Origin of the sequence: Devosia ureilytica, assembly GCF_024273195.1 — a bacterium.
Classification (GTDB): Bacteria; Pseudomonadota; Alphaproteobacteria; order Rhizobiales; family Devosiaceae; genus Devosia; species Devosia ureilytica.
In genome coordinates this window covers 648,098-672,000 of record NZ_JAMZCU010000002.1, presented here as the reverse complement: position 1 = coordinate 672,000, position 23,903 = coordinate 648,098, and the positions used below count along the sequence as shown (strand labels likewise).

Annotated in this window: 26 protein-coding genes and 1 pseudogene; 15 read left to right on the top strand and 12 right to left on the bottom strand. The window is 63.7% G+C overall.

The features are described from left to right. Positions 1–115: 115 nt before the first annotated feature. Positions 116–508, top strand: coding sequence for a VOC family protein (locus NIM87_RS07385; protein WP_254673986.1), 393 nt, complete (start codon positions 116–118; stop codon positions 506–508). Positions 509–563: 55 nt separating this feature from the next. Continuing rightward, positions 564–1,502 (top strand): aldo/keto reductase, encoded by a 939-nt coding sequence (locus tag NIM87_RS07380; RefSeq protein WP_254673985.1) that lies wholly within the window; start codon positions 564–566, stop codon positions 1,500–1,502. Between the two features lie 6 nt (positions 1,503–1,508). Here NIM87_RS07380 and NIM87_RS07375 read toward each other — a convergent pair whose 3' ends face one another. Next, on the bottom strand, positions 1,509–2,537 hold the full coding sequence (locus tag NIM87_RS07375) for a LacI family transcriptional regulator (protein ID WP_254673984.1): 1,029 nt from the start codon (positions 2,535–2,537) through the stop codon (positions 1,509–1,511). Between the two features lie 140 nt (positions 2,538–2,677). Between NIM87_RS07375 and NIM87_RS07370 the strand changes: the two are divergent. From NIM87_RS07370 to NIM87_RS07365, 3 genes and pseudogenes are all read left to right on the top strand, one after another. Next, positions 2,678–5,434 (top strand): annotated as a pseudogene (locus NIM87_RS07370) (alpha-mannosidase); the annotation flags it as partial. Between the two features lie 150 nt (positions 5,435–5,584). After that, entirely contained in the window at positions 5,585–5,872 is a 288-nt protein-coding gene (locus NIM87_RS18800; protein ID WP_408640054.1) for a glycosyl hydrolase-related protein, read from the top strand. A gap of 70 nt (positions 5,873–5,942) precedes the next feature. Then, entirely contained in the window at positions 5,943–7,130 is a 1,188-nt protein-coding gene (locus tag NIM87_RS07365) for an ROK family transcriptional regulator (protein ID WP_254673982.1), read from the top strand. A gap of 12 nt (positions 7,131–7,142) precedes the next feature. Here NIM87_RS07365 and NIM87_RS07360 read toward each other — a convergent pair whose 3' ends face one another. Further along, positions 7,143–7,439, bottom strand: coding sequence for an HU family DNA-binding protein (locus NIM87_RS07360; RefSeq protein ID WP_254673981.1), 297 nt, complete (start codon positions 7,437–7,439; stop codon positions 7,143–7,145). Between the two features lie 194 nt (positions 7,440–7,633). Here NIM87_RS07360 and rirA point away from each other — a divergent pair, with 194 nt between their 5' ends. After that, complete coding sequence (rirA, locus tag NIM87_RS07355; RefSeq protein WP_254673980.1) at positions 7,634–8,089, top strand: iron-responsive transcriptional regulator RirA; 456 nt, start codon at positions 7,634–7,636, stop codon at positions 8,087–8,089. A 256-nt stretch (positions 8,090–8,345) separates the two neighbouring features. Beyond that, positions 8,346–10,169: an ABC-F family ATP-binding cassette domain-containing protein gene (locus NIM87_RS07350; RefSeq protein WP_254673979.1), complete on the top strand. Its 1,824-nt coding sequence runs from the start codon at positions 8,346–8,348 to the stop codon at positions 10,167–10,169. A gap of 10 nt (positions 10,170–10,179) precedes the next feature. Here the strand turns inward: NIM87_RS07350 and NIM87_RS07345 are convergent, their stop codons facing one another. Beyond that, positions 10,180–11,226 carry a LacI family transcriptional regulator gene (locus NIM87_RS07345; protein WP_254673978.1) on the bottom strand — a complete coding sequence of 349 codons (1,047 nt, stop codon included), beginning with the start codon at positions 11,224–11,226 and terminating at the stop codon, positions 10,180–10,182. A gap of 117 nt (positions 11,227–11,343) precedes the next feature. Next, a complete protein-coding gene (locus tag NIM87_RS07340; protein ID WP_254673977.1) occupies positions 11,344–11,568 on the bottom strand; it encodes a hypothetical protein in 225 nt (74 codons plus the stop codon). Positions 11,569–11,734: 166 nt separating this feature from the next. Between NIM87_RS07340 and NIM87_RS07335 the strand changes: the two genes are divergently transcribed. Then, positions 11,735–11,950: a hypothetical protein gene (locus tag NIM87_RS07335; RefSeq protein WP_254673976.1), complete on the top strand. Its 216-nt coding sequence runs from the start codon at positions 11,735–11,737 to the stop codon at positions 11,948–11,950. Between the two features lie 51 nt (positions 11,951–12,001). Here the strand turns inward: NIM87_RS07335 and NIM87_RS07330 are convergent, their stop codons facing one another. Genes NIM87_RS07330 through NIM87_RS07310 form a run of 5 tightly spaced genes read right to left on the bottom strand, consistent with a single transcriptional unit; the run spans position 12,002 to position 14,798 of the window. Continuing rightward, a complete protein-coding gene (locus NIM87_RS07330) occupies positions 12,002–12,208 on the bottom strand; it encodes a hypothetical protein (RefSeq protein WP_254673975.1) in 207 nt (68 codons plus the stop codon). Next, the gene (locus tag NIM87_RS07325; RefSeq protein WP_254673974.1) at positions 12,195–12,344 is read right to left on the bottom strand and encodes a hypothetical protein; all 150 of its coding nucleotides are present in this window, start codon (positions 12,342–12,344) and stop codon (positions 12,195–12,197) included. The genes NIM87_RS07330 and NIM87_RS07325 overlap by 14 nt, the downstream gene beginning before the upstream one ends. Before the next feature lie 59 nt (positions 12,345–12,403). Continuing rightward, positions 12,404–12,970: a phosphonate metabolism protein/1,5-bisphosphokinase (PRPP-forming) PhnN gene (gene phnN, locus NIM87_RS07320; protein ID WP_254673973.1), complete on the bottom strand. Its 567-nt coding sequence runs from the start codon at positions 12,968–12,970 to the stop codon at positions 12,404–12,406. Continuing rightward, positions 12,967–14,106, bottom strand: coding sequence for an alpha-D-ribose 1-methylphosphonate 5-triphosphate diphosphatase (locus tag NIM87_RS07315; protein ID WP_254674091.1), 1,140 nt, complete (start codon positions 14,104–14,106; stop codon positions 12,967–12,969). The genes phnN and NIM87_RS07315 overlap by 4 nt, the downstream gene beginning before the upstream one ends. Then, positions 14,106–14,798: a DUF1045 domain-containing protein gene (locus NIM87_RS07310; protein WP_254673972.1), complete on the bottom strand. Its 693-nt coding sequence runs from the start codon at positions 14,796–14,798 to the stop codon at positions 14,106–14,108. The genes NIM87_RS07315 and NIM87_RS07310 overlap by 1 nt, the downstream gene beginning before the upstream one ends. A gap of 123 nt (positions 14,799–14,921) precedes the next feature. Between NIM87_RS07310 and NIM87_RS07305 the strand changes: the two genes are divergently transcribed. From NIM87_RS07305 to NIM87_RS07295, 3 genes are all read left to right on the top strand, one after another. Next, positions 14,922–16,175, top strand: coding sequence for a glycerate kinase type-2 family protein (locus NIM87_RS07305; protein WP_254673971.1), 1,254 nt, complete (start codon positions 14,922–14,924; stop codon positions 16,173–16,175). Between the two features lie 60 nt (positions 16,176–16,235). Continuing rightward, the gene (locus NIM87_RS07300; protein ID WP_254673970.1) at positions 16,236–16,598 is read left to right on the top strand and encodes a VOC family protein; all 363 of its coding nucleotides are present in this window, start codon (positions 16,236–16,238) and stop codon (positions 16,596–16,598) included. Between the two features lie 146 nt (positions 16,599–16,744). Beyond that, positions 16,745–17,683, top strand: a complete 939-nt coding sequence (locus tag NIM87_RS07295) for a Gfo/Idh/MocA family protein (protein ID WP_254673969.1) — start codon at positions 16,745–16,747, stop codon at positions 17,681–17,683. A 4-nt stretch (positions 17,684–17,687) separates the two neighbouring features. On the opposite strand, the gene NIM87_RS07290 is transcribed toward NIM87_RS07295, so the two are convergent. Next, positions 17,688–18,440, bottom strand: coding sequence for a DUF1365 domain-containing protein (locus tag NIM87_RS07290; RefSeq protein WP_254673968.1), 753 nt, complete (start codon positions 18,438–18,440; stop codon positions 17,688–17,690). After that, entirely contained in the window at positions 18,437–19,786 is a 1,350-nt protein-coding gene (locus NIM87_RS07285; protein WP_254673967.1) for an NAD(P)/FAD-dependent oxidoreductase, read from the bottom strand. Before NIM87_RS07285 ends, NIM87_RS07290 begins: the two co-directional genes overlap by 4 nt. A 250-nt stretch (positions 19,787–20,036) precedes the next feature. On the opposite strand from NIM87_RS07285, the gene NIM87_RS07280 reads away from it, so the two are divergent. Genes NIM87_RS07280 through NIM87_RS07270 form a run of 3 tightly spaced genes read left to right on the top strand, consistent with a single transcriptional unit; the run spans position 20,037 to position 21,686 of the window. Further along, a complete protein-coding gene (locus tag NIM87_RS07280) occupies positions 20,037–20,612 on the top strand; it encodes a sigma-70 family RNA polymerase sigma factor (protein ID WP_254673966.1) in 576 nt (191 codons plus the stop codon). Then, on the top strand, positions 20,609–21,256 hold the full coding sequence (locus NIM87_RS07275; protein WP_254673965.1) for a ChrR family anti-sigma-E factor: 648 nt from the start codon (positions 20,609–20,611) through the stop codon (positions 21,254–21,256). Before NIM87_RS07280 ends, NIM87_RS07275 begins: the two co-directional genes overlap by 4 nt. 10 nt (positions 21,257–21,266) lie before the next feature. Then, positions 21,267–21,686, top strand: coding sequence for a DUF2177 family protein (locus NIM87_RS07270; protein ID WP_254673964.1), 420 nt, complete (start codon positions 21,267–21,269; stop codon positions 21,684–21,686). Position 21,687: 1 nt separating this feature from the next. Here NIM87_RS07270 and NIM87_RS07265 read toward each other — a convergent pair whose 3' ends face one another. Further along, a complete protein-coding gene (locus NIM87_RS07265) occupies positions 21,688–22,419 on the bottom strand; it encodes an SDR family NAD(P)-dependent oxidoreductase (protein WP_254673963.1) in 732 nt (243 codons plus the stop codon). Between the two features lie 366 nt (positions 22,420–22,785). On the opposite strand from NIM87_RS07265, the gene NIM87_RS07260 reads away from it, so the two are divergent. Further along, the gene (locus NIM87_RS07260; protein WP_254673962.1) at positions 22,786–23,697 is read left to right on the top strand and encodes an HNH endonuclease; all 912 of its coding nucleotides are present in this window, start codon (positions 22,786–22,788) and stop codon (positions 23,695–23,697) included. Positions 23,698–23,903 lie beyond the last annotated feature (206 nt).

Sequence of the window (23,903 nt, the reverse complement as noted above, 5' to 3'; positions counted from 1 at the left end):
TCAATCCTAAGGCAGCCCAAACCCCTATCCACAGGATTGGACGGTTATTTGAAGAACCGTTCGGCTGGCAAAATCCCGGCTTGACCCAAGGCAAACCGCGACCCCAGCATGGGGCATGACCCAATCCATTGCCACCATTGCGCTTGTCGTTGCCGACTACGACGAGGCCATCGCTTTTTATCGTGACGCTGTCGGGTTCGCCCTGGCCGAGGACACAAGCCTGGGCCCGGACAAGCGCTGGGTGGTGATGACGCCGCCCGGCGGCGCAGGCGCGCGGCTTTTGCTGGCCAAGGCAGATGGGCCCGAGCAGGAGGCAATCGTGGGCAAACAGGCCGGTGGCCGGGTGATGCTGTTTCTTGAAACCGACGATTTTGCCCGCGACCATGCCCAGATGCTGGCGCGCGGGGTGCAGTTCCTCGAAGCGCCGCGCCATGAAGCCTATGGATCGGTCGCGGTGTTCGCCGACCTTTACGGGAACAAGTGGGACCTGATCGAGCCGCGACGCTAACGAACAAAACCGGGTCCCAGGCGTTGGGACTGGAACCATACAAAGGAGATGCAGGATGAACCGTCGCCCCCTCGGACGCAGCGAACTGGTGATCGAACCCCTGGTGCTGGGCGGCAATGTGTTCGGCTGGACGGTCGATGAGGCGCGCGGCTTCGACATTCTCGATGCCTATGTGGATGCCGGATTTACGGCCATCGACACGGCCGAGGGCTATCCCAATTGGGTGTCCGGCAATCCGCCGGGGATGAGTGAAACCATCATCGGGAAATGGCTCAAGGCGCGGGGCAATCGCGACAAGGTGCATATCTTTACCAAGGTCAATTCGGGCAAGCGGCCGGGCGGGCTCAAGCACGAGAGCATCAAGGCGAGCCTTGAGGCCTCGCTCAAGCGATTGCAGACCGATTATATCGACCTCTATTTCAGCCATTGGCCCGATAGCGAGACGGGGCACGAGGAAACACTCGAGACCTATGACCTGCTGATCCGCGCGGGCAAGGTGCGCACCATTGGCGCCTCGAACTATACCGCCGCAATGATGGCGGAGGCCCAGCAAACCGCCGTGGTCAAATCGCTGCAGCGCTATGAGGTGACCCAGCCGCGCTACAATCTTTACGACCGCGCCGGATTTGATGCGCTGATGCCCTATCTGGTCGACAATGAAGTGGGCGCAATCGTCTATTACAGCCTCGCCTCGGGGTTTCTCACCGGCAAATACCGCAGTCAGGACGACCTGGGCCAGTCGGCTCGCGGCGGCGGCGCCGGGCAATATCTCAATGCCAAGGGGCTGAGCATATTGGGGGCGCTGGACCAGGTTGCGGCGGACCATGGCGCGAGCCCTGCCGAAGTGGCACTGGCGTGGCTGGTGGCACAAAAAGGCGTCAGCGCGCCGATTGCCTCGGCCACCTCGGTCGAGCAGGTCGCGAGCCTGGCGCGGGGCGTGCGGCTGTCGTTGAGCGAGGCAGCCGAAACGCTGCTAACGGGCAGTGGGCGCTAGCAGAGGCTACGCCGGGCCGGAGCTGCGCCAATGCAGCACCGGCTCGGCGAGGGTTTGCAGAGTTCCTGCCGCTTCGCCATGGATGCGTTGCAACAGCAGGCGCGTCAGTTCTTCGCCCGAGGCGGTGACGTCTTCCTCGATGGAATCGAGATGGGGGTAGAAGGTGGGGAGAATGCCCGAGGTCTGCTTGTAGACCAGCTCCACCCCCTGCCCCGGATTCAATCCCGCCGCCTGCATGCCGGCGAGCAGCGCAATGGTGCGGATTTCATTGTCGGTGATGATGCCATCGGGGCGATCAGGCCGTTGGGCGAGTTCGGCGCCCAATGCCCTCACCTCATCGGGGGTGCTGCGCGCCTCGCCCACTTCAAGCACTTCGGCAATGACGCCGCGGCGGGTGGCGGCAGCGCGGAAGGCGGTGACGATATTGGCGTAATTGGTGATGAGCCGATTGCCGATGAACAGCATGACCCGCTTGCAGCCCTTGTCGGCCAGCCGTTCGAGCGCCTGTCGGGCGAATTCTTCGGAATGAAAATCGTGGAAGGGATGGGGCGCAGCAAAGGCGGTGCGCCCATGACTGACGAAGGGGAAATCGGCGGCCGCCAGCGCCGCGACGCGCGGATCATCGGGGGTGGTGTGGGTGATGATGACGCCATCGGCAGCGCGGCTGTCGAGGATATAGCGAACCGCCGAGACATCGCCATCGGCACCGAATTCGGGCGTGACATTGAGGTGATATTGAGTGCCCGCCAGCGCCCGGCCGATACCCTGGATCATCTGCCGGGCAAAATCGATGGAATCGTCGCCGCCATGCAGGACCAGAGTGATGACATTGGTCTTGCCGGTCCTGAGGCGCACGCCGGCCCGGTCGGGCACATAGCCGATCTGGCGCGCCGCCGCGGCCACCCTGTCGCGCGTTTCCTGCTTGAGAGAGGCGCCGCCGCGCAGCGACAGCGACACGGTCGACAGGCTCAGCCCGGTCATCTCGGCAATGGTCCGAAGCGTGGGCCTGGCCTTGGGGTCGTCACGATCCTGCATACATGCGCTCCATATCGCCCCTTGTAGCGTGAAGCGCGCCCAGAGGAACAGATGAAAATACTTGTCGATTGCAACGTTGCAATTTCCTCATTAGCTTGGCGCTCGATTTCAGCCCACCAGTACCCATCAGGATCACGGCCATGGCCTATTCGAACCCCCTCAGCTCGCGCCTGGCGCTTCAGGTCGATGACATCAAGCGCGAGGGCAAGCTGTTCGCGCTCTGCGCCGACCTGGAAAGCAAAATCCGCACGCCGCTGCCCGAGATGGCCTTCAACTGGCATGTGCAGCGCCAAAGCCTGACGGCAACGGAGGCCCTGGCGGCGGACTGGCGGGCCTGGGAGCGTTTTGACAGCCATTCGGTATGGGCGAAAAAGCAGGACCACACCTGGTTTGCCGCAGAAGTGGTGGTGCCCGAGGGGGCGCGGGGCAAGACCCTGGTCATGCGGTTTTCCAGCCAATGGCAGGACCGCCCCGGCACGACCGATCCGCAATGCCTGATCTATCTTGATGGCCACATTGCCCAGGGCCTTGATGGCAATCACACCGAACTGGTGATCGAGACCGATGCGGTGCCGGGCAATCGGCATGTGGTGATGGTGGATGCCTTCACCTTTTTCGAGCGCCCGCTGGTGGGGTTCGGCGTCGACTTCTTCACCCGCGACCGGCGCCTGGAGCAGCTCTACTACGATGTGCAGACGCCCCTGGAAGTGGCCGTGCGGCTGCATCAGACCGATGCGCGGCGGCACGCCATTCTCGACCGCGTCGAACGGGCGCTGCGGGCGCTGGACCGGCGCAACCACCATGGCGAGGGGCTGGCCGCGTCGCTGCCGGAGGCCGAGGCCATTGCCGCCGAAATCTATGCGCTGGTCGACACGGAAGTGCAGCCGCAGGTCACCGCGGTGGGCTCTACCCATCTCGATGTTGGCTGGCTGTGGCGGGTGATCCATACGCGCGACAAGACGGCCCGCAGCTTTGCCACGGTGCTCCAGCTGATGGAGGAATTCCCGCAGTTCATCTTCATGTACAACCAGTCGGTGCTGTTCGACTTCCTCAAGGCGGACTATCCCGAGCTGTGGGAGCGGCTGCTGGCCCGGGTGAAATCGGGCCAGTTCGAGATTGAAGGCGCCATGTGGGTGGAGCCGGACGTCAATATCGTCTCGGGGGAGAGCCTGGTACGCCAGATCATGCGCGGGCGGCGATTCCACCAGGAACATTTCGGGGTGACGCCTCGCACCGTCTGGCTACCCGATACCTTTGGCTATTCGGCCAACCTGCCCCAGATCATGGAAAAATCGGGGCTCGACTATTTCGTCACCAGCAAGCTGAGCTGGAACGACACCGACCGGCATCCCTATGACACGTTCTTCTGGCGCGGCATCGATGGCAGCACCACCAAGGCACAGCTGATTACCGCCCAGAATTTTGAAAGCGACGCCATTTACACCACCTATAATGGCGATCTGTCGGTGAGCGAGACCATGGGTGCCTGGAAGCGCTATGAGCCCAAGCGCGCCAATTCGGAAGTCGTCATGTCCTATGGCTATGGCGATGGCGGCGGCGGGCCGACGCGGGCCATGATCGAGCGCGGCACCAGGCTTGAGCGCGGCATTCCCGGCGCACCCAGGGTAAAGCTCGAAGGCATCGTGCCGTTTCTCGACCGGCTGGGGCAGCGGATGGAGGCCGACCCCGGGCGCTTCCCGACCTGGAATGGCGAACTCTACCTGCAATATCACCGCGGCACGCTGACCACCTGGGCCAAGAACAAGGCCAAGAACCGGCTGGCCGAGCGGCGGCTGCGCGAATTGGAGTTTCTGGGCACGCTGGCGCATGTGCAGACCGGCATGGCTTACCCCAGCCAAACCTTGCTCGAATTCTGGGAGCTGGTGCTGATCAACCAGTTCCACGACATCCTGCCCGGCACCTCGATCCCCGAGGTTTATGTCGATAGCGACGCCGATTATGCGCGTATTTTTTCGGCGCATGGTTCGGCACAGGGTCCCTGGCAGGGCGCTGCACTGGCGCTGGCGCCGCTGGCCGAAGGGACTGTCCGGCTGGTCAATTTCATTGCGCAGGAGCGCAACGGCCTGGTCAGCCTTGGTGACGGCGCCGGGCTGGCGGGTGGCGCGCTGCACCTCGGCGACAGCACGCTTGCCCTGCAACGCCTCACCCGTGCCGATGGCACGAGCGAACTGGCCGCGCCTGCCCGCGCATTGCCGTCGCTGGGCTGGGCCGATGCACAGGTCGTGGCCATTGTCCCCAACCCAACCAGCACTTTGGCCGTGTCAACGCAGCATCTCGAAAACGCCCTGCTGCGGGCCACGTTCGATGCCAATGGCCACCTGGTTTCGATCATCGACAAGACGAGCGGGCGCGAGGTGCTGAAGCCGGGGCAGGTGGCGAACCGGCTAATTGCCTATGAAGACAAGCCCATGGACTATGAGGCCTGGGACATCGACGCCTATTTCGAGGAACAGTTCTGGCCAGTGGACGATGTCGTCGCCATCACAGTGGTGGAAGAGGGGCCGCACCGGGCGGCTCTCCGCATTGAGCGCCGTTATGGCGCCTCGCGGATCGTGCAGGTGATCTCGCTGGTCGAGGGCGAACGGCAGCTTGAGTTCGATACCTTTATCGACTGGCAGGAGCGGGCGCAGGTGCTCAAGGCGGCGTTCGACTTTGACCTCAATACCTCCGAAATCCGCTCGGAAATCCAGTTCGGCCATGTGACCCGTCCGACCCATCGCAATACCAGCTGGGACAAGGCGCGCTTCGAAGCCTCAATGCATCGCTGGGTCGATGTGAGCGAGGCCGATTTCGGTGTCGCGCTGATCAATGACTGCAAATATGGCTATGACGCGCTTGAACAAATGGTGCGCCTGACGCTGGTGCGCGGGCCCAGTTATCCCAGTCCCGATGCGGACCGGGGCGAACACCGGCTGCGCTATGGCCTGTTTGTCCATGATGGCCTTGCCGACCTGGCGCAGGTGCATCGCGCCGCCGAGCGCTTCAACAATCCCGTCACAGTTATCGGCGCGGCCCGGCTGTCCGAAATGCCCGCCGCCCCCTTGGCGCGCTTCAGCCTCGTGAGGGTCGACGCGCCCAATGTGAGCATCGAGACCGTCAAGAAGGCCGAGGGGTCGAGCGCCATGGTGTTGCGGGTGTTCGAGCATGCCAATCGGCGTGCCGAGGCCCGGCTGGACTTTGGCCTGCCAATCAAGTCCGTGCGCAAGTGCAACCTCATGGAGGAAAAAATCGAGGCGGAGCTTACACTTGACGACGGCTCGCTGGTGTTGTCCTTGCGTCCATTCGAAATTGTCACGCTGATGGTTGAGGTTTAGCGCGGCGATATACCTGGAACTTCCATTCTGCCTGCCGCCGCCCCGGCGCGATGGGCCGGGGCAAATGTGCATGAGCAAAACCGATGTGCCGACGCGGGATATCTTTGAATCCGGGCGGCGCGGCCTCAGCCACAATGGGGTGCGGCGGGCCAATGAAAAGGCGGTCCTGACCGTCATTGGCTTTAATTCGGGCGTTTCCAACGCCGAGATTGCACGGCTGTCCGGCCTGGCGCCGCAGACGGTCTCCGCCATCCTGACCGATCTGGAGCGCGGCGGCCTGGTCACCCGCGGGCCGGTGTTGCGCGGGCGGCGCGGGCAACCGGCAACGCCGATCCTGCTCAATGCGGATGGCGGCTTCTCCATCGGCGTCGAGATCGGCTGGCGGCACCTCGACGTGATCCTCCTCAACATGCATGCCCAAGTGCTGGCGCACCATCATGCGGATTATCCCTATCCCGATGCTGAAACCATGGTCGATACGATCGCCGCGGTGGTTGCCGATTTTGCTGCGACGCTGAGCGTGGAGCAGCGGGCGCGCCTGCTTGACCTGGGCGTGGCCATGCCGGGCCGGTTGGCCGAGAACATGGATCTTCTGGGAGCGCCGCCGGGTCAGGCAGAGCTTTGGCGGGCGTTGAACCTTGAAGAGGCCCTTGAGGCGCGCAGCGGCCTTGGCGTGACAATGTTCAACGATGGCAACGCCGCCTGCTGGGCTGAACTGATCGCCCTGGCGCCGCCGCGTCCGGCCAATATCATCTACCTTTTGGTCTCCCATTTCGTGGCTGCCGGGATCGTTGGCGATGGGGCATTGTGGGAAGGCCCGACCGGCAATGCTGCCGAACTGGGGTCCATCCTGATCAGCCGGGCCGGCGCGGCCCCTGAGGTGGCGCACAACATTGCCTCGGCCTGGGCCTTGCGCGCGCAACTGGAAGCGGCGGGGCATCGGGCGCAGTCCCTGCCGGCGCAAGCGCTCGAGCGACCCGAATTTGCCGCGGCGACCGCAAGCTGGATTGAGGCTTCCGCCAGCGCCCTGGCGCAGGTGATCCACAATGCGACCACCGTGGTGGAGCAACCGCTGGTGGTGATCGACACAGTGCTTTCAGCGGAAACAAGCGCCGTGCTGGTGGAGCGCGTTGCCCAGGAGATGACGCGCCTGCCGACGCGCTCCGGGCGTGCGCCGCGGGTGATTGCCGGGCAGCTGGGGCGGATGGCGCCAGTGATCGGCGCGGCCGAGCTGCCGCTGTTCCGGCGGCACTTTTAGGCGCCTGGCCGGCTACGCGATCAATTGATCCAGCGCCTCGCGCAGCCTGGCGCTGGGAATAAGCACCACGGTTTGGCGCGGGGCTATGCGATGCTCGTCGCCGGTGCGGGGATTGCGCCCCACGCGCTCGGCCCGCGAGCGCACTTCCAGCGTGCCAAAGCCGGTCAATTTGACGGACTCGCCTTGCTTGAGCGCCTCCCCGATCAGTTCGAACATGCGTTCGCCGATCTGGGCGGTATCGTAGCGCGACAACCCGGTCGCGTCAGCGGCTCGCTCACTCAGCGCCGCCCTGGTGACAGTCTGATCCACCTCGTAACCTCCTCCACCTATTAAATTCATAGGTGGAACGAAATTGCCTGTCCAGCCCCGCGAGTGATCACAAAAAACCTGATCTTTGGCTTCAAGATTGTTTGACATTTTTTAGAATGATTATAAGCTATAGCCCAGATCAAGACTGAATCAAGCTCGTTTCGATCCCGCCCAAGGCTGCAGAAAGGCTTCCCGTGAGACTGACCCGCCAATCCAATTATGCCATCCGCACGCTGGTCTATTGTGCCGTCAATGAGCCGGGCCTGAGCCGGGTGGCAGAGGTCGCCCGGGCCTATGGCATTTCTGAATTGTTCCTGTTCAAGCTGATCAAGCCGCTGGTCGAGGCCGGACTGCTGCAGACGGTGCGCGGGCGCCATGGCGGCATCAAACTGGGCAAGCCGGCCCAGGACATCACCCTGCTCGACACCATTCGCCTGACCGAAGAGAACTTCGCCCTGGCTGAGTGTTTCGAGGATGGCGCTGATTGCCCGCTGATCGGCGAGTGCGATCTCAATGGCGCCTTGCGCGAGGCGCTGGGGGCGTTTTTCGATGTGCTGAGCCAGCACACGATTGCCGATCTTGCCAGCAAGAAGCGCTCGATCCGCGAACGCCTCGGCCTGACTGTGGACCAGGCCGTGACTGCTGCCTGAAAATCAGATTGCCTTTCAAATATGAGTTTGACAATCATGTTTAAGCATGATTGGTTGCGGACATGGCGCTGCGACCCCTTGGGGCCTGTGGGTCCGGGCGCCAGAACACGACGGGGCTTGCTGCTGCCGTCTCCCCGGGCCGGCCAGGATCCTCAACGTCCTGACCGGCCTTTTTTGCATTATGGTTTTGCGCGCCCCGGCAATTGATCTGGCTCCGCCCCTATGATCTATCCGGGGCGAATTGACCGGACACGACATGGCCCAGCCCCCACTTCTCTCCCTGCAGGATATTCAGCTCACCTTTGGCGGCACGCAGCTGCTCGAGGCGGCCGAACTGATTGTCTCCCCCGGGCAACGCATTGCCCTGGTGGGCCGCAATGGTTCGGGCAAGTCGACCCTGCTCAAGATCGCCTCGGGCGAGGTGACCCACGACAAGGGCGTGCGCTTTGTCGAGCCCAGCGCCACGCTGCGCTACCTGCCGCAGGAGCCGGACCTTTCGGCCTATGCCACCACGCTGGCCTATGTCGAGGCGGGCCTGGGGCCGGGCGATGATGAATATCGCGCACAATACCTGTTGAGCTCGCTGGGCCTGACCGGCGCGGAAGACCCGAAAAACCTCTCGGGTGGCGAAGGCCGTCGCGCCGCGCTGGCCCGCGTGCTGGCGCCCAAGCCCGATGTGCTGCTGCTGGACGAACCGACCAACCATCTCGACCTGCCGGCCATCGAATGGCTGCAGGCCGAACTGGATTCGCTGCGCTCGGCCATGGTGCTGATCAGCCACGACCGGCGCTTCCTCAGCGATTTGACGCGCGCCACGGTCTGGCTTGATCGGGGCGTGACGCGCCGCCTTGACCGAGGCTTTTCCCATTTCGAGGGCTGGCGCGACCAGGTGCTCGAAGAAGAGGAGCGTGACCGTCACAAGCTCGACCGCCAGATTGTGCGCGAAGAGCATTGGCTGCGCTATGGCGTGACGGCGCGCCGCAAGCGCAATGTCGGGCGCCTCGAGCGCCTGGCCGGGTTGCGACAGGAGCGGCGCGAACAGCGTCGCGTCACCGGTTCGGTCAGCATGCAGGTGACCGAGGGCCGCACCTCGGGCGCCTTGGTGGTCGAGGCCGAGAACATTTCCAAGGCCTATGGCGACCGGGTGATCGTCGGCGACTTTTCAACCCGCGTGCTGCGCGGCGACCGGATCGGCATTGTCGGCCCCAATGGGGCGGGCAAGACCACGCTGATCAAGATGCTGACCGGGCTCGACAAGCCCGACAGCGGCAAGATCAAGATGGGATCGGCGCTGGAGCTGGCGATGCTCGACCAGGGCCGGGCCAAGCTGCATCCCGACACGCGCCTGAAGGAAGCGCTGACCGGTGGCGGTTCGGATACGCTCCAGATCAATGGCCAGCCCAAGCATGTCGTGGGCTATATGAAGGACTTCCTGTTCGGCCCCGAGCAGGCCAATACCCCCATCGGCAAGCTCTCGGGTGGCGAGCGCGCCCGCGTGGCGCTGGCCCGTGCCCTGGCCCTGCCCTCCAATTTCCTGGTGCTGGACGAACCCACCAATGATCTCGATCTCGAAACCCTCGACCTGCTCGAGGAAATGGTCAGCGACTATTCCGGGACGGTGATCGTGGTCAGCCATGACCGCGACTTTCTCGACCGTGTCGCGACCTCGGTGATCATTGCCGAGGGCGATGGCGTGTGGACCGAATATGCCGGGGGCTATTCGGACATGGTCATCCAGCGCGGCGAGGGCGTGACGGCCCGCGAACCGGCGGCCAAGGCGCATCGGGCGGGCAAGACCAGCCTGACCCAGACCACGCAGGCAACCTCGGCGGCCGCCCCCAAGCGCAAGCTGAGTTTTAAAGAAAAGCACGCGCTCGAAACGCTGCCCAAGGACATCGAAAAGCTCGATGGCGAGATCGAAGCGCTTAACAAGGCGCTGGCAGAGGCCAACTTCTATAACCGCGACCCCGTCGGCTTCGCGGCCAAATCCAAGGCGCTGGAAGCCACTGCCGCGCGCAAGGCGGCGGCTGAAGAGCAATGGCTGGAGCTCGAAATGCTGCGTGAGGAACTGGAAGGCTAAGGCCCGGGCCTCAGTCCTTCCACTCGAACTTCGGTTCGGCCACGAATTGCAGACCCTCGGTTTCGCCGGCGATGCGGCGCAGCAGCAGGCTGCCCAGATTGCGGCCAGCCGCGACAAAGTCCTCCTGCACGGTCTCGGCGCCGGGCTGGAACTGCGCAAACATTGACGACGACTGCTTGGTCACCACATGGGCCGTCTTGCCCACGACCAGCCCCGCATCGGTCAAGCCGCCGGTAACGGCCAGCGCCGAAACTTCCGACGCGCAGATATAGCCATCCGGTGCGTCGGGACGTTTGGCCCGGCGGATCACATAGCTTCGGATCGCATCGGTGGGACTGCCCAGATTGACGTCGGCGGCGAACTCATAGGCGATGCCGGTTTCGCGCGCCGCCCGCTCGATGCCGGCCTTGAGATGCTCGGTATAGGTCAAGGCGCTATCGGGCAGCACGATGGAAACCTTGCGGCAGCCCTTGGCCGCCAGGCGCAACGTCGCGCCATAGGCATAGGCCTCGTTGTCATAATCGACGAAGGGATGCGGCTCGGGCCAGCGGCTGCGACCGTGGCTGACAAAGGGGAAATCGTTGTCGATGAGAAAGCGGATGCGCTCGTCAAAGGTTTCGGCCTTGGAGAAGATAACACCATCGGCCATGCGATTGCGCACGATGTGGGTGATCGGCTCGATGGGCTCGACATTGCGAAACAGCGGCGTGATGACGAGGTGAAACGCGGTGTTGCGCAAGGCCTCGGTGATGCCGGTGACCAGGCTGGTGCCAAAACCGTAGATCTGCTCGTCGGGCTCAAGGATCAGCGAAATGACATTGGTGCGTCCCGTCTTGAGGCGCAGGGCCGCCCGATCCGGCAGATAGCCGATCTCGGCGGCAATTTTCTGCACTCGGTCACGGGTATCCTGGGCCAGTTCGGGCGCGTTATTGAGCGCGCGCGAAATGGTCGTGACGGCAAGACCGGTCATCTGTGCAATGGTCTTGAGCGTCGGCCTTCCCGATGGCTTTACGCCCCGCTTGCCGCGCGAGGCGGGCGGTCCTTCTTCTTGCGACACCTATGTTCCCCTCAGACCCGCCGCACGCTTGGCGGGAACGCTACCTGGCTGGACAACACCAGATTGCGCCGCATGGCGCAAGTCGCACGCGCTTGCTCTTAAACATGACGCCATGTATCATAATTTTGTCGGCTGGCAGAATCGGAATAGAGTTTTTCGAGAAAAGCGGCCAATACGCATAAAGGTGGACTGGAAAAACCAGATCGCTGTCCCTATCTTGCCATTGCCGCGCCGCAATGGCGTGTCACCACGACGTCCAACACCCGCAAGGAGAGGAATGACGATGCCGACATCGACGACCTTCACAATCCATGCCATGTGTTCGACCGTAGTAACCCGCATGAACGTCGCCAAACGCTGGCAAGGGTCCTGTCGCTCAAAACGAATGTGATCATTTTCGTCACATCCCCGTCTCACTAAGCCGATAGACCCCGCGTTGCCAGCCCCCGATCCCCTTCCACGAGGAAGGAGACCGTGATGGACCGACGCGCAAGTGGAGCTTCCACCCATGCAGGAAAACAATCTGAATCGGGCCGAAAGGCTCAGACCCATCGTTATCGAAGTTGGCGGCGAGCCTCAGGGCGTCGTTGTGCCGGCTGCGGGCGGCTACAAGTTCGTGGCCGTCAAGCTGCCCGCCTTTGCCATGGACGGGCAACATTTCCCGACCATCGAGACCGCACATCTGGCGGTCAGCCGGGCGGTGGAAGGCGGCGAACCCGCATGAAAAAGCCGGTGGTCACGCCACCGGCTTTGCTTTGCCTGCCGCGATCAACGATCAGTCGTCATTGGTCGCATTGAGCTCGGAGGGCCGCTTGCCTTCCGAGGACGGCAAAGCCGGGTCAAGCGCCAGTTCGACGGCCTGCGCCAAGGCTTCGATATCGATGCGCGACGCGCCGGCCTGAGCCTGGCGTTCCAGCTCGGCAGCCAGCGCCGTGGCGATGGCCTGATGCCGGTGCTCGTTCTGGTCCTTAGCTGTTTCCATCGATCGAAATCCCCCCTTCGTCCACGCGCACCTCGATCCCCGGGCGGGATTGCTGCTGCTGGACAGTGTAGATGCCAAAGGCAACCAGCGCGATGACCAGAATGGCGATCACGCCGTAAAGGCTGTTACGGGACACGGGGATAACTCCTGACGCTTCTATCGATATCGGACCAACGCGCCAGGGCCGCCAAGGGTTCAATCCGCAGCGATGCGGCGCAGCGCCATGACGAAGGCCGTGACCCCGATGCCCACCGAACTGGAATTGTCGATGACCATGGGTTCGATATCGGCCGGCAGCGCAGCGCCTTCGCGGGCCAACCGCGCCACGATCTGATCGCGGCTTTCCCGCCCGCGCCGGGCCAGGCGCTCGGCCCGCAGCGAGATTTCGGCCGAAATCTGGATCACCTGGCAATGGGGGTATTTGACGATGGCCTGCGGCACCACATGGCGCGATATATTGGCTATGACCACACGCCCAAGCGCCAGGTCGGTATCAACGCCAATGGGCAAGGCATAGTCGAGACCATGGGCCTGCCAAGTGAGGGCAAAGCGGCCCGCCTTGGCCGCGCGGGCAAACTCATCGCTATCGAGGCTGACATGATCTTCAAGGTCGATATCGGCGGGGCGGGTCACCAGCCGCCGCACGAAGCTGAAGCGCTTGTCGTTGTCGAGCGCCTGACGGGCACCGCCGATCAGCGTGTCCTTGCCGACTCCCGAGGGGCCGATGACGAGAACCAGAACTCCAGGTGGCCGATCGTTCAACTCACACGCTGCCCTTCACGCCAGACACCCCGCACCGCCCGCAACGGACCATCCGCCGCGACACGCACGAGATCAGCCCGCTTGCCCGGCGCAATCTCGCCCCGGTCATCGAACCCTGCGGCACGGGCCGGATTGCGGGTCACGGTAGCAAGCGCCCGAGGCAGGTCAAGGCCCGCGACGCGGCTGGGAAGCACGAAGGCGGCTTGCAAAAGAGCAAAGGGCACGTAGTCGGAACTGAGAATATCGAGCAGACCCGCCGCCACGAGATCGGTGGCCGAGATATTGCCCGAATGGGATTTGCCCCTCACCACATTGGGCGCGCCCATGAGAATGGAAAGGCCGGCTTCATGGGCCGCGGCAGCGGCTTCCAAAGTCGTCGGGAATTCGGCAATGGCGACGCCATCGGCCTCAGCCTGTTCGACATGGGCGAGGGTGGCGTCGTCATGGCTGGCCAAGGCGATGCCCATTGTGCGCGCCCTCGAGACAATGGCCTGCCGATTGGGGCCGGAATAGCGCTCGTGCTCGGCAAGCCGCGCATCGAGATAGGCCTGGGCCTCGGCGGCATTGCTACCCATCTGCGAGGCATAAAAATTCTTGTAAGCCTCGAGCGAGCGAAACTGGCGCTGACCGGGGGTGTGATCCATGACCGAGGCCAGGCGGGTCGAGGGGTGATCGGCCAGGGCGTCGAAATGATCGACAACGTCGTGGCTGGGCAATTCGCAGCGCAGGTGGATGAAGTGTTCGGCGCGCAGCCAGTGTGCCTGCTGTCCGGCCCGCACCGCGTCGACCAGCTTTTGCGCATGCGCCAGCATGTCGGGCAGGTCGACATCGGAGCCGATCCGCACGGCGTCGAACACCGTGGTAATGCCGGAGCCGGCGATTTGCGCATCATGGGCATGAAGCGCCGCCAGCGGATCCCAGAAAACGCCGGGACGCGGACGATAATGATTTTCGAGATGGTCGGTGTGCAACTCGACCAGGCCGGGGATCAGATAGTCCCCGGACATGTCCTCGCCCTCCCGGCCTGTCCCCGGGTCGATTGCGGCAATCACCCCATCACGGACCAGAAGACTGCCGGTGACAATGTCATCGGCAAGAACGATGCGCGCATTGCGAAAGACGGTTTCAGGCACGATCAGCCCTCCAGTCCAAAATCGGCAATGCGGCGGAAAGGCAGTTGATTTTCCTGCTCGTGATAGAGTGACAGCCGGTCGATGGTGACGGGTTCGTCCAGCACCGGCCCGAACCAGGTCTGGGCCGCGCGCAAGAGGTCCGCGTGGTCAGCGCCCGCCAGCCGGTCGGTGAGCGTCATATGGAAGAGGAACTGATCGAACACATAGGGATAGCCGTAGGCATCGAGCAGTTCTTCCTGGCGCGGCGTCAGATTGGCCGTCGCCCGGGCGGCGCGGTCACGCGGGTTCAAGGGCGCCCGAAACGGCTCGAAGGCCTCGACGACACTGGCTGCAAAATCAAGGATCTGCGGATTGTCGGCCTCTTCGGGCACCAGAGCCAGAAAGCCATCGAGATTGGCGATGGTCAGCTTGCCCAGCGGCACGGGCGGCAGTTCGGCGGCGACACGCTGCATGGCGGCACGCAGCGCCGCCTCGGTCTGGCCCTCTGCCAGGGCCATGGGGGCTTTGAGGGTGGCATGAAACCCATAGCGCCCGGCTGATTGGGTCAGATTGAGCAGGCGCGTGCGCTCGATGCCGGCGACGGCGCCATCATGGGATTGCCCGGTGGCCGGGTCGCGACCCAGCCAGATGGCCGCGCGGTCCCAAAGGAGGTCGGTGACGGCGGGAGCGTAATAAACAGCGAATCTTTGCGGCATGGGGCCTCCTGACCGGGGAGCTAGTGGACCTATATGGCAGTGGTTTGACAAGCCAGGGGCTGGACAAAAGCAGGAGCGGTGGCGACAAAGCGTCACCTCGGTTACGCACAAAGATACCAGCCAATGGACCGCCCCCTGCTCGAAAGCCTTTTCCATCGGGCCGTTGCCCAGGCGCAACCGGCACTGGCGGTGGAGCGGCATCTGCCGGCGCCTGCCAAGGGGCGCACCGTTGTCATTGGCGCGGGCAAGGCTTCGGCCCAGATGGCGCGGGCCTTTGAAAAAGCCTGGCCGGGCGAGATTTCGGGACTCGTGGTCACTCGATACGGCTATGCGGAGGCCTGCGAACGCATCGAAATCGTCGAAGCGGCGCATCCAGTGCCTGACGCAGCGGGCCTCAAAGCCGCAGCGCGGCTGATGGACCTGGTCAGCGGGTTGAGCGTGGACGATCTGGTCGTTGCGCTGATTTCGGGTGGCGGCTCATCGCTACTACCGGCCCCGGCCGAAGGGCTGAGCTTTGAGGACGAGCAAGAGATCAATCGGGCGCTGCTGGCCTCCGGCGCGCCCATCGGGGTGATGAACCTCATCCGAAATCAGTTCTCGACCATCAAGGGCGGGCGACTGGCGGCGGCCGCGGCGCCAGCGCGGGTGGCGACACTGGTGGTGTCGGACGTGCCGGGCGACGACCCGGCGCTGGTGGCCTCAGGCCCCACCCTGCCCCTCAGTGGCGGTCGTGAAGCGGCCCGGCGGCTAGCGGCACTCTATCGGCTGGATCTGCCCGAGGCGGCCACGCGACTGCTGGCAAGCGACGCCAATTTACCGCCCGACACGACCGATCCGGTGTTTGCCAACAATAGTGTCGTCACCATTGCTTCGGCGGCCCTGTCGCTGGAAGCGGCGGCCGATCTGGCGCGGGAAGAGGGCGTGGACGCCGCGATCCTCTCGGATTCTATTGAGGGCGAGGCGCGCGACGTGGCGCAGGTGCATGCCGCCCTGGCCCGCGAGATTGCCACGCGCAACCGACCGTTCAGCAAGCCCGTGGTGCTGCTGTCGGGTGGGGAAACCACGGTAACGCTGCGCGGCAAGGGGCGCGGCGGGCGGAACGGCGAATTTCTCCTCGCGCTCGCCATTGCCCTTGATGGCGTCGAGAACGTCTCGGCGCTGGCCGGGGACACTGATGGCGTGGATGGATCGGAGGACAATGCCGGGGGCTTTGTCGATGGGACCTCGGCCCGGCGGATGCGCGAAGCGGGGATCGACCCGCAGGCGGCGCTGGCCAACAATGACGCCTACACCGCCTTTGCAGCGATTGGCGACCTGTTCATGACCGGCCCGACGGGCACCAATGTCAACGACTTCAGGGCCATCCTCATCCGCTGAATTGACTTTGGCCGCGCTGGTCGCTGTGCCATCCTGTCAGCCCGGACGCGGGAGGCGATGATGGCAAAGGCGGTTGGCATTGGCGGGGTGTTCTTTCGATCCCGCGACACCAAGGCACTGGCGCAATGGTACGAGACGCACCTGGGCGTTGTGGAATTCTGGTCCCAGCAGGCGGGCTTTACGGTCTTTGCTCCTTTCAAGCAGGAGACCGACTACTTCCCCGCCGACAAACAGTGGATGATCAATTTCAGGGTCGATGACCTCGACGCGCTGATGGACCAGCTCAAGAGTGCCGGCATTGCCATCGAGACGCGTCCCGACGAGTGGGACAGTCTCGAAACCGGGCGCTTCGCGCGCATCCAGGACCCCGAAGGCAACCAGATCGAATTGTGGGAACCACCGCCTCCAGCACCCACGGCATAAAAATCATACTTTTATCCGCTTGAGGTCTTGGCAGAGCCGGGTAAGGTCTGCTCTATAGCCGCGCCTTTGAGGCATCGAACCGAAATGTGCGATGCGGCTCTCGGTCGATTTCGATGCACAACCAACACAGACACGGAGTTTTCGGCATGGCCAAGCGCAAGATCGCCGTTATTGGCGTGGGCAAGATCGCCCAGGACCAGCATCTGCCGGTGATCGACGCTTCGGAGGATTTCGAGCTGGCGGCGACCGTGTCGACGCGCGGCGTCGGCCATGGCGACAAGCCGGTGTTTCGCACCGCCGCCGAGCTTTATGCCGCCATGCCAGATGTCGGGCTTGTGTCCATCTGCACGCCGCCGGGCGTACGCCATAGCCTGGTGCGCGAGGCGCTGGACGCGGGCAAGGACGTGATGATGGAAAAGCCACCCACCACCACGATCTCCGAGCTTGATGACATTATTGCCCATGCGGCGCGGCTCGACCGGGTGCTGTTCCAGACCTGGCACAGCCAGTACAATGCCGCGGTCGACCGGGCCAAGGCGATCCTGGCCCAGCAGGGCGTCAAATCGGTTCGTATCGACTGGCGCGAGAGTGTGCGCAAGTGGCATCCGGGGCAGGATTGGGTATGGGAGCCGGGCGGGTTTGGCGTGTGCGATCCCGGGATCAACGCCTATTCGATCTTCACCAAGATCATGCCCTTTCCCGTGTTTGTGGAAAGCGCCAACCTGACCTTTCCGGCCAATCGGCAGACGCCGGTGGATGTCGAGGTCAAGTTCAAGTCCGGCCAGCCGCATCGCCCGGAGATGTCCTCGGGATTCAACTGGCTCGAAGAGAGCGGAGAAATCTGGACCATTCATGTGGTCACGGGCACTGGCGACGATCTGAAGCTCGAACGCGGCGGACGGACGCTGCGGATCAATGGCGATGTCGTGCTGGAGCATGGCGATTCCGAATATGCCGGCATCTATGACCGCTTTGCCGACCTGCTCGACGCGCATCAATCCGATGTCGATGCGGCGCCGCTGCGGCTGATGAGCGATGTGTTCCTGATGGGCGCCCGCGAGAACGGGCCGGACTTCGAGTGGTAACCGCTTAGTCCTGCCGCTCCAGCGCCTTGGCCTTCGCTTTGACGTGGCCAGGGTGAGGGACGTATCTGACGCCCTTGAGCCAGAGCTTGAGCGCCTCCCAGTGAATGGCGCCAGTGACCTTTACGGTCATTAGCGGATGGGTGAGGAACAGCCGGAACAGCGCCGCATCGGTGAACGGCCGCCGCTGACCGGTGAAGGCGGCATAAAGCAGCGGTTCGCCATTCTCGGTCTCGTTGATGGCAATGCGAACCCGGTCGTCGGGCTGGGTCAGGCGAAACTCATAGCGGCAATCCATGTCGATGAAGGGCGAGACATGGAAGGCCTTATCGGCGGCCTGCTCGGGGGCCGCCGCCGGCAAGACATAGGTGTGGCGTTCGCCAAAAGTGTTGTGGACTTCGTAGATGGTGGCGAGGGGGACGCCCTCGACGTCGTCGCAGAACCAGACCGTCAGCGGGTTGAACACATAACCCAGGATGCGGGGGTAACAGAGAAGGCGGATGCGGCCTGGCGCCGGCAATCCCTCGGCGGCAAGCTGCCGGGCCACCCAATAGCGCAGGGGCAGGCCATCGCCATGGTCGCTGTCGCGGAAGGAGAACAGCGCCTGGCGGTTGTGGCCAAACCACTTGAGCTGATCGAGGCGCGGCAATTCGTCGAGATCGAGCAGAAGCGAAAACACCCGGTAGCGCAGCGCGTGCTTCTTGGGCCGGTGCCGCTGATGCACCACCTGCCCCACATAGATGGCTGAGTTGAAACTCATGCCACCAGCGCCGCCGCCGGAGGCGCGAGGGTAATGCGGCCTGAGGGATTGGCGACGCTCCAGGGCCGGGGCAACGCGCCCATGGCTTCGGCGGCTGCAAGGCCTGCCTGCAAGCCATCTTCATGGAAACCGCGACCGAAATGGGCGCCAGCATACCAGGTGCGGTTCTCGCCCTGGATCTGCCAGAGATTTTCCTGGGCATGGATGGCTTTGCTGTCGAACAGGGGATGGGTGTATTCGAACCGCGCAATCTCGTTCTGCGGGTTGTGCGGCGGATTGAGGGTGACGAAGAGATCGCGGCCCGGAAGGCTCTGCAGCCGGTTCATCCAATAGCTGACGCACAGCGGATGAGCGCTTTTTTCCTGTTCGACTGCAATGTAGTTCCAGCAGCTCCAGACCCGCCGCAGGCGCGGCATGAAGCTGGCATCGGCATGCAGGACAGCGGTGTTGAGCGTATAGTTGAAGGCCCCGAGCAGGTTGCGTTCGGCGACGCTGGGCGCCGCCAGCATGCCCAGGGCCTGATCGGCGTGGCTGGCAATCAGCACCTGGTCGAAGCGGTCTTTGTGCCCTTGCATGTCGATCACCGTGACACCACTGGCATCGCGCTCAATAGAGGCGACGGGCGTCGACAGCCGCAATTGGCCGCTGAACTGGGCCAGCAGCGCCGTGACATAGGCGCGACTGCCCCCCTTGACCGTCCGCCAGTTGGGGCGCTCCCAAATCTGCAAAAGATTGTGGCTCTGGAAGAAGCGGACAAAAGCCAGCAGCGGATAGGACCGGATGTCGGTGGCCGACGATGACCAGATCGCCGCAGCCAGGGGCAGGAGATGGTCATCAACGAAGGACTGCGAATAGCGCTGGGCCTGGAGATATTCATCCAGCGTCAGCTTCTGCAGGTCGGGTCGATCGAGCACCTCGGGCGCCTCGCGATAAAAGCGCAGCAGATCGCGGAACAGGTTCCAGAAGCGGGGGCGGAAGGCATTGCGCTTCTGCGCCAGCAGGCCGCCCAAGCCTTCGCCGCAATATTCAAAACGCCCCTGGTCGAGCGAGGCCGAGAACGACATCTGCGAGCGAATACTCTCGACACCCAGATGCGCCATCATGGCGGTGAAATTGGGATAGTTGCTCTCGTTATAGACGATGAAGCCGGTATCGACCGGTCCCGTGCCGGGCACATCGATGGTGTTGGCGTGGCCGCCGGGCCGGCCATCGGCCTCGTAGAGCACCACGTCGTGGGATTTTGACAGGAGCCAGGCGGCAGAAAGCCCGGAAACGCCGCTGCCCACAACAGCCACGCGTTGCCGCGCGGGATGCGAGCCGGAAAAGCCTGAAGCGGCATGAAACATTGTCAGTGGTCCCGTTCCTGTTTGGAGAAGCTACGGACGCGGCGCGCTTTTGGATCCATTTTGCCGACTTATTTTTGCGCCCGGCCACAAAGGACGCGAATTTGCCCCGGGCACTGATCCAGTTGCGAGGGGGCCGCGTAGTCGAGACATGAACCTTGCGATTTACCCACTCGCCGAGCCGTGTAAGGATGACGCGCTATCAACGCGCCGCCGCCTTGCCGAGCCCGCGCCAGCCAGGGGCCCGCATCGCATGACGGACCGCAACGTGCCTGCCGGAATACCCAATGACACCATCAGCGCCCAAATCGTTGCCATTGCCGCCACGCGCGACATGGCATCGTTCGAGGCGCTGTTCCGCGAATTCGGGCCGCGCATCCGGGCCTATCTGCTCAAGCTGACCCGCGACGGGCAGGCCGCAGAAGACCTGATGCAGGAGACCATGCTGGCGGTCTGGCGCAAGGCCGGCCAGTTCGACCCGACCCGCGGCCAGGCCTCGGCCTGGATATTCACCATTGCCCGCAACACCTGGATCGATGCCTGGCGCAAGCAGAAGCGACCGGCGCTTGACCCCGATGATCCGGCGCTGGTGCCGGCCGCCGAGGCCGATGCGCCAACGCTGCTGGAGCTCAAGCAACGTGGCGCCGCGCTCCACGAGGCGCTCAAGGCTCTGCCCGAGGAGCAGGTCGAGTTGATCCGCCTGTCGTTCTTCGACGAAGCCTCGCACAGCACCATAGCCGCCCGGCTGGGCCTGCCCATCGGCACTGTGAAATCCCGCATCAGACTGGCCTTCGGGCGCCTTCGGGCAGCGCTGGAGGAAAAGAAATGACCATTCGACACCATCTTAACGACGACCTGCTCATCGACTACGCCGCCGGTACCCTTTCGGAAGGCTGGTCGCTGGCTGTTGCGTGCCATCTTGCCATGTGCCCGCAATGCCGGGACCAACTTGCCCTGGCAGAGGCCATGGGCGGCGCACTGCTTGAAGACCTGGCGCCTGTTGCCGGGCCTGACGACAGCTGGGAGACGCTCAAGACGCGCCTCGCCAATGCCAGTGAGGAGCCGGCAAAACCGGTGCTGCGTCCGGCCAGGGCGACGCTGCCCGAACCACTGCGCAGCTATCTGGGTGGCGATATCGAGAGCCTCAAATGGCGCAACCTGGGCAATGCCAAGCAGATCCTGATCAAGACGGGCGACGACACCACCCAGGCGCGGCTCCTGCGCATTGCCGCCGGCAAGCCGGTGCCCGAGCACAGCCATGGCGGGCGGGAGTTGACCGTGGTGCTGACCGGCAGCTTTCACGACGCCGTCGACAGCTTCGGCCCCGGCGATATCGAGGATGCCGATGGATCGCTGACGCATCAGCCAATTGCCGATGAGGACCAGGATTGCATTTGCCTGGCCATCACTGACGCCCCCCTGAAATTTTCCAGCCGCCTGCTGCGGATGGTGCAGCCGCTTCTGGGCATTTGAGGAGACCAGCATGCTGGCCGGATATTCGCTGCTGACTTTGGTTGTGGCCTATGCGGGCACTGCGGTGGTGTTCTTTGCGCTCGATTTCCTGTGGCTGACGGTGCTGGGCATCGGTTTTTACCGCGGCGAGATCGGGGCGCTGCTGCTGGACAAACCCAATCTGGCGCCGGCGGCGCTCTTTTACCTCTTCTATATTGCCGGGATCGTCGGCTTTGCGGTGTTGCCAGCGCTCAATGCCCAGTCCTGGCTCTGGGCCGTGATCGCGGCGGTGGCGCTGGGGCTTTTGGCCTATGGCACCTATGACATGACCAACCTTGCAACGCTCAAGGGCTGGACCTTGCAGATCAGCCTGATCGACCTGGCCTGGGGAGGGTTCCTCTCGGGCACGGCGGCGCTGGCCGGATATTTCGCGGCCAGGCTGACCACTTAATTCACCCCCGCATCCTTGCGGTGATGGCGAAGGCCAGCGGGTGCGGCAGCACGCCGAGCACTTTCAGCGGCCAGATGAGGCGCCGGGGGAAGGCGATTTCGAAGCGCTTAGTCGCCAGCCCGGCCATGATGCGTTTGGCGGCATCTTCGGGCTCCATCAGACCGGGCATGGAAAATTGGTTCTGGTCGGTCAGCGGCGTGCGCACAAAGCCGGGGGTGACCAGCCGCACATCGACTTGGGGCCAGAGTTCGGCCCGCAGCGATTGGGCCAGGTTCACCGTTGCGGCCTTGGTGGCCGAATAGGCCTGGCCATTGGGCAGGCCGAATATGGCCGCCGCCGAGCCGAACAGCACCAATTGCCCGCCCGGTTTCAGCGCCTTGGCCCCCACACGCGCCACATTGAACGTGCCAGTGAGATTGACCGAAAAGATCGCCTCGGCCTTGTTCTGGTCGGCCTTGAGCACGGGGCCGGGATCATAGATGGCGGCGGTGGTGATGACGCGATCAAAGGGGCCATATTGATCGGCAACCGCCTCGAGGCTGGCGACGTCGGTGGCATCGGCCTGGGCCGCGATCAGCGCCGGACCATATTTGTCGACCGTCTTCGCCAGCGCCTTGGGATCGCGCCCGGAGATGACGACCCCGGCCCCGGCCCGGGCAAAGGCCTCGGCCAGCGCCGCGCCAATGCCGCTCGAGCCGCCAATGATCCAGATGGTTTCGCCGTTGCGTATCATGGGTGTCTCCTCGGTGTCGTGGAGCACTACGCAGGCGCCGGGTGATTGGATGCCCAGGGCAATGGGCGTTCGGAAGCGGCCAACGACAGACAATGCCGATGGCGGGGCCCGGCCACGCGCGCGAAGCGCCCATGGCCTTTTCAGGCTCGGTTGGCATTTGTTCCGTTTCTCGCCGCCTGCGGGGACATAGAGCGTTTCCCACCGCAATCTCGCTAAGTGCAGCGCCCTCGGCTCAAGGCCGAGGGTGACGGGCGGCGGGTGGGCGGCATCCCAGACAGGGGCAAGAGCACTGTGGCCAAAACAATAATTCGACGCTAGCCTCGCTGCACACGCCCCTGCGGCGGTGCGACGAGCGAGGCCTGTTTAATGACCTTTGGGGTGTTCATTCATCGCGCGGATTCGATCTATGACGACAGTCCGGCGGAGCGCTATCAGTTCCCCAAACCCTATCTGGAGCGCGCCACGGCCTCGGTGGGTGATTGGATCGTCTATTACGAGCCGGTGAAGGTACGTGGGTCGAAGGGCTATTATGCCATCGCCAAGGTCGAGCGGATCGTGCCGGACCCAACGGCGGCGAATATGCATCTGGCGCTGATCGAGCCGGGCAGTTATCTGGAATTTCCCAATGCTGTGCCGTTTGATGATGGCACCGGTCCTGTGGAACGCGGGCTGCTCAACGAGCAGGGGCGGATTTCGGGCCGGGCGCAGGCGGCGGTGCGGCCGATTTCGGCGCGGGACTTTGACCGCATCCTGACGCGCGGGCTGGCGGAGGAACATCCGCTGCTGCCTCGATTGGGCATGCCCGATTTGGCTGCCGAACAGCGATTTGAGCTTGATGAGGGTCAGGCGCCGTTTGCCTTCGAGCAGGAGCGCGAGCGGGTCGAGGCGATGACGACGCGGGTTGTGCGGGACCGGGTGTTTCGGCGGGTCGTGCTGCGCGCCTATGGCGAGCGCTGCGCGGTGACGGGGCTGAAATTGATCAATGGCGGCGGACGCGCGGAGGTTGCTGCCGCCCATATCCGGCCGGTGGAGCATAATGGGCCCGATATCATCAACAATGGCGTGGCGCTTTCAGGGACCGCGCATTGGATGTTTGACCGGGGGCTGATCACCTTCAGCGATGATCTGGACATTGTCATTTCGCGGCAAGTGAATGACCGGGATGGGGTTGAAAGCCTGATCAATCGGACGGGGCGGCTGATCGGGCCATTAGTGGAGCGGAACCGGCCGCATCCGGCGTTTCTGGCATGGCATCGGGAGAACTGCTTCAAGCAGTGATTGACTGGCCGGATGTACCCCGGCGCGAGGCCGGGGCGACATCGGGGGTGGGAGGCAGCTTTGCGTGTCCCCGGAGAAGCACCCCCACCTAGCTTCGCTATGGCCCTGCGGGCGAGCGACGCTACCTCCCCCATCAAGGGGGAGGAGAGGTGCGGCGGAGTGGGGGCTTTCGCCTTGTGGTTCGAGGCAGCACTGAGGCTGCGCAC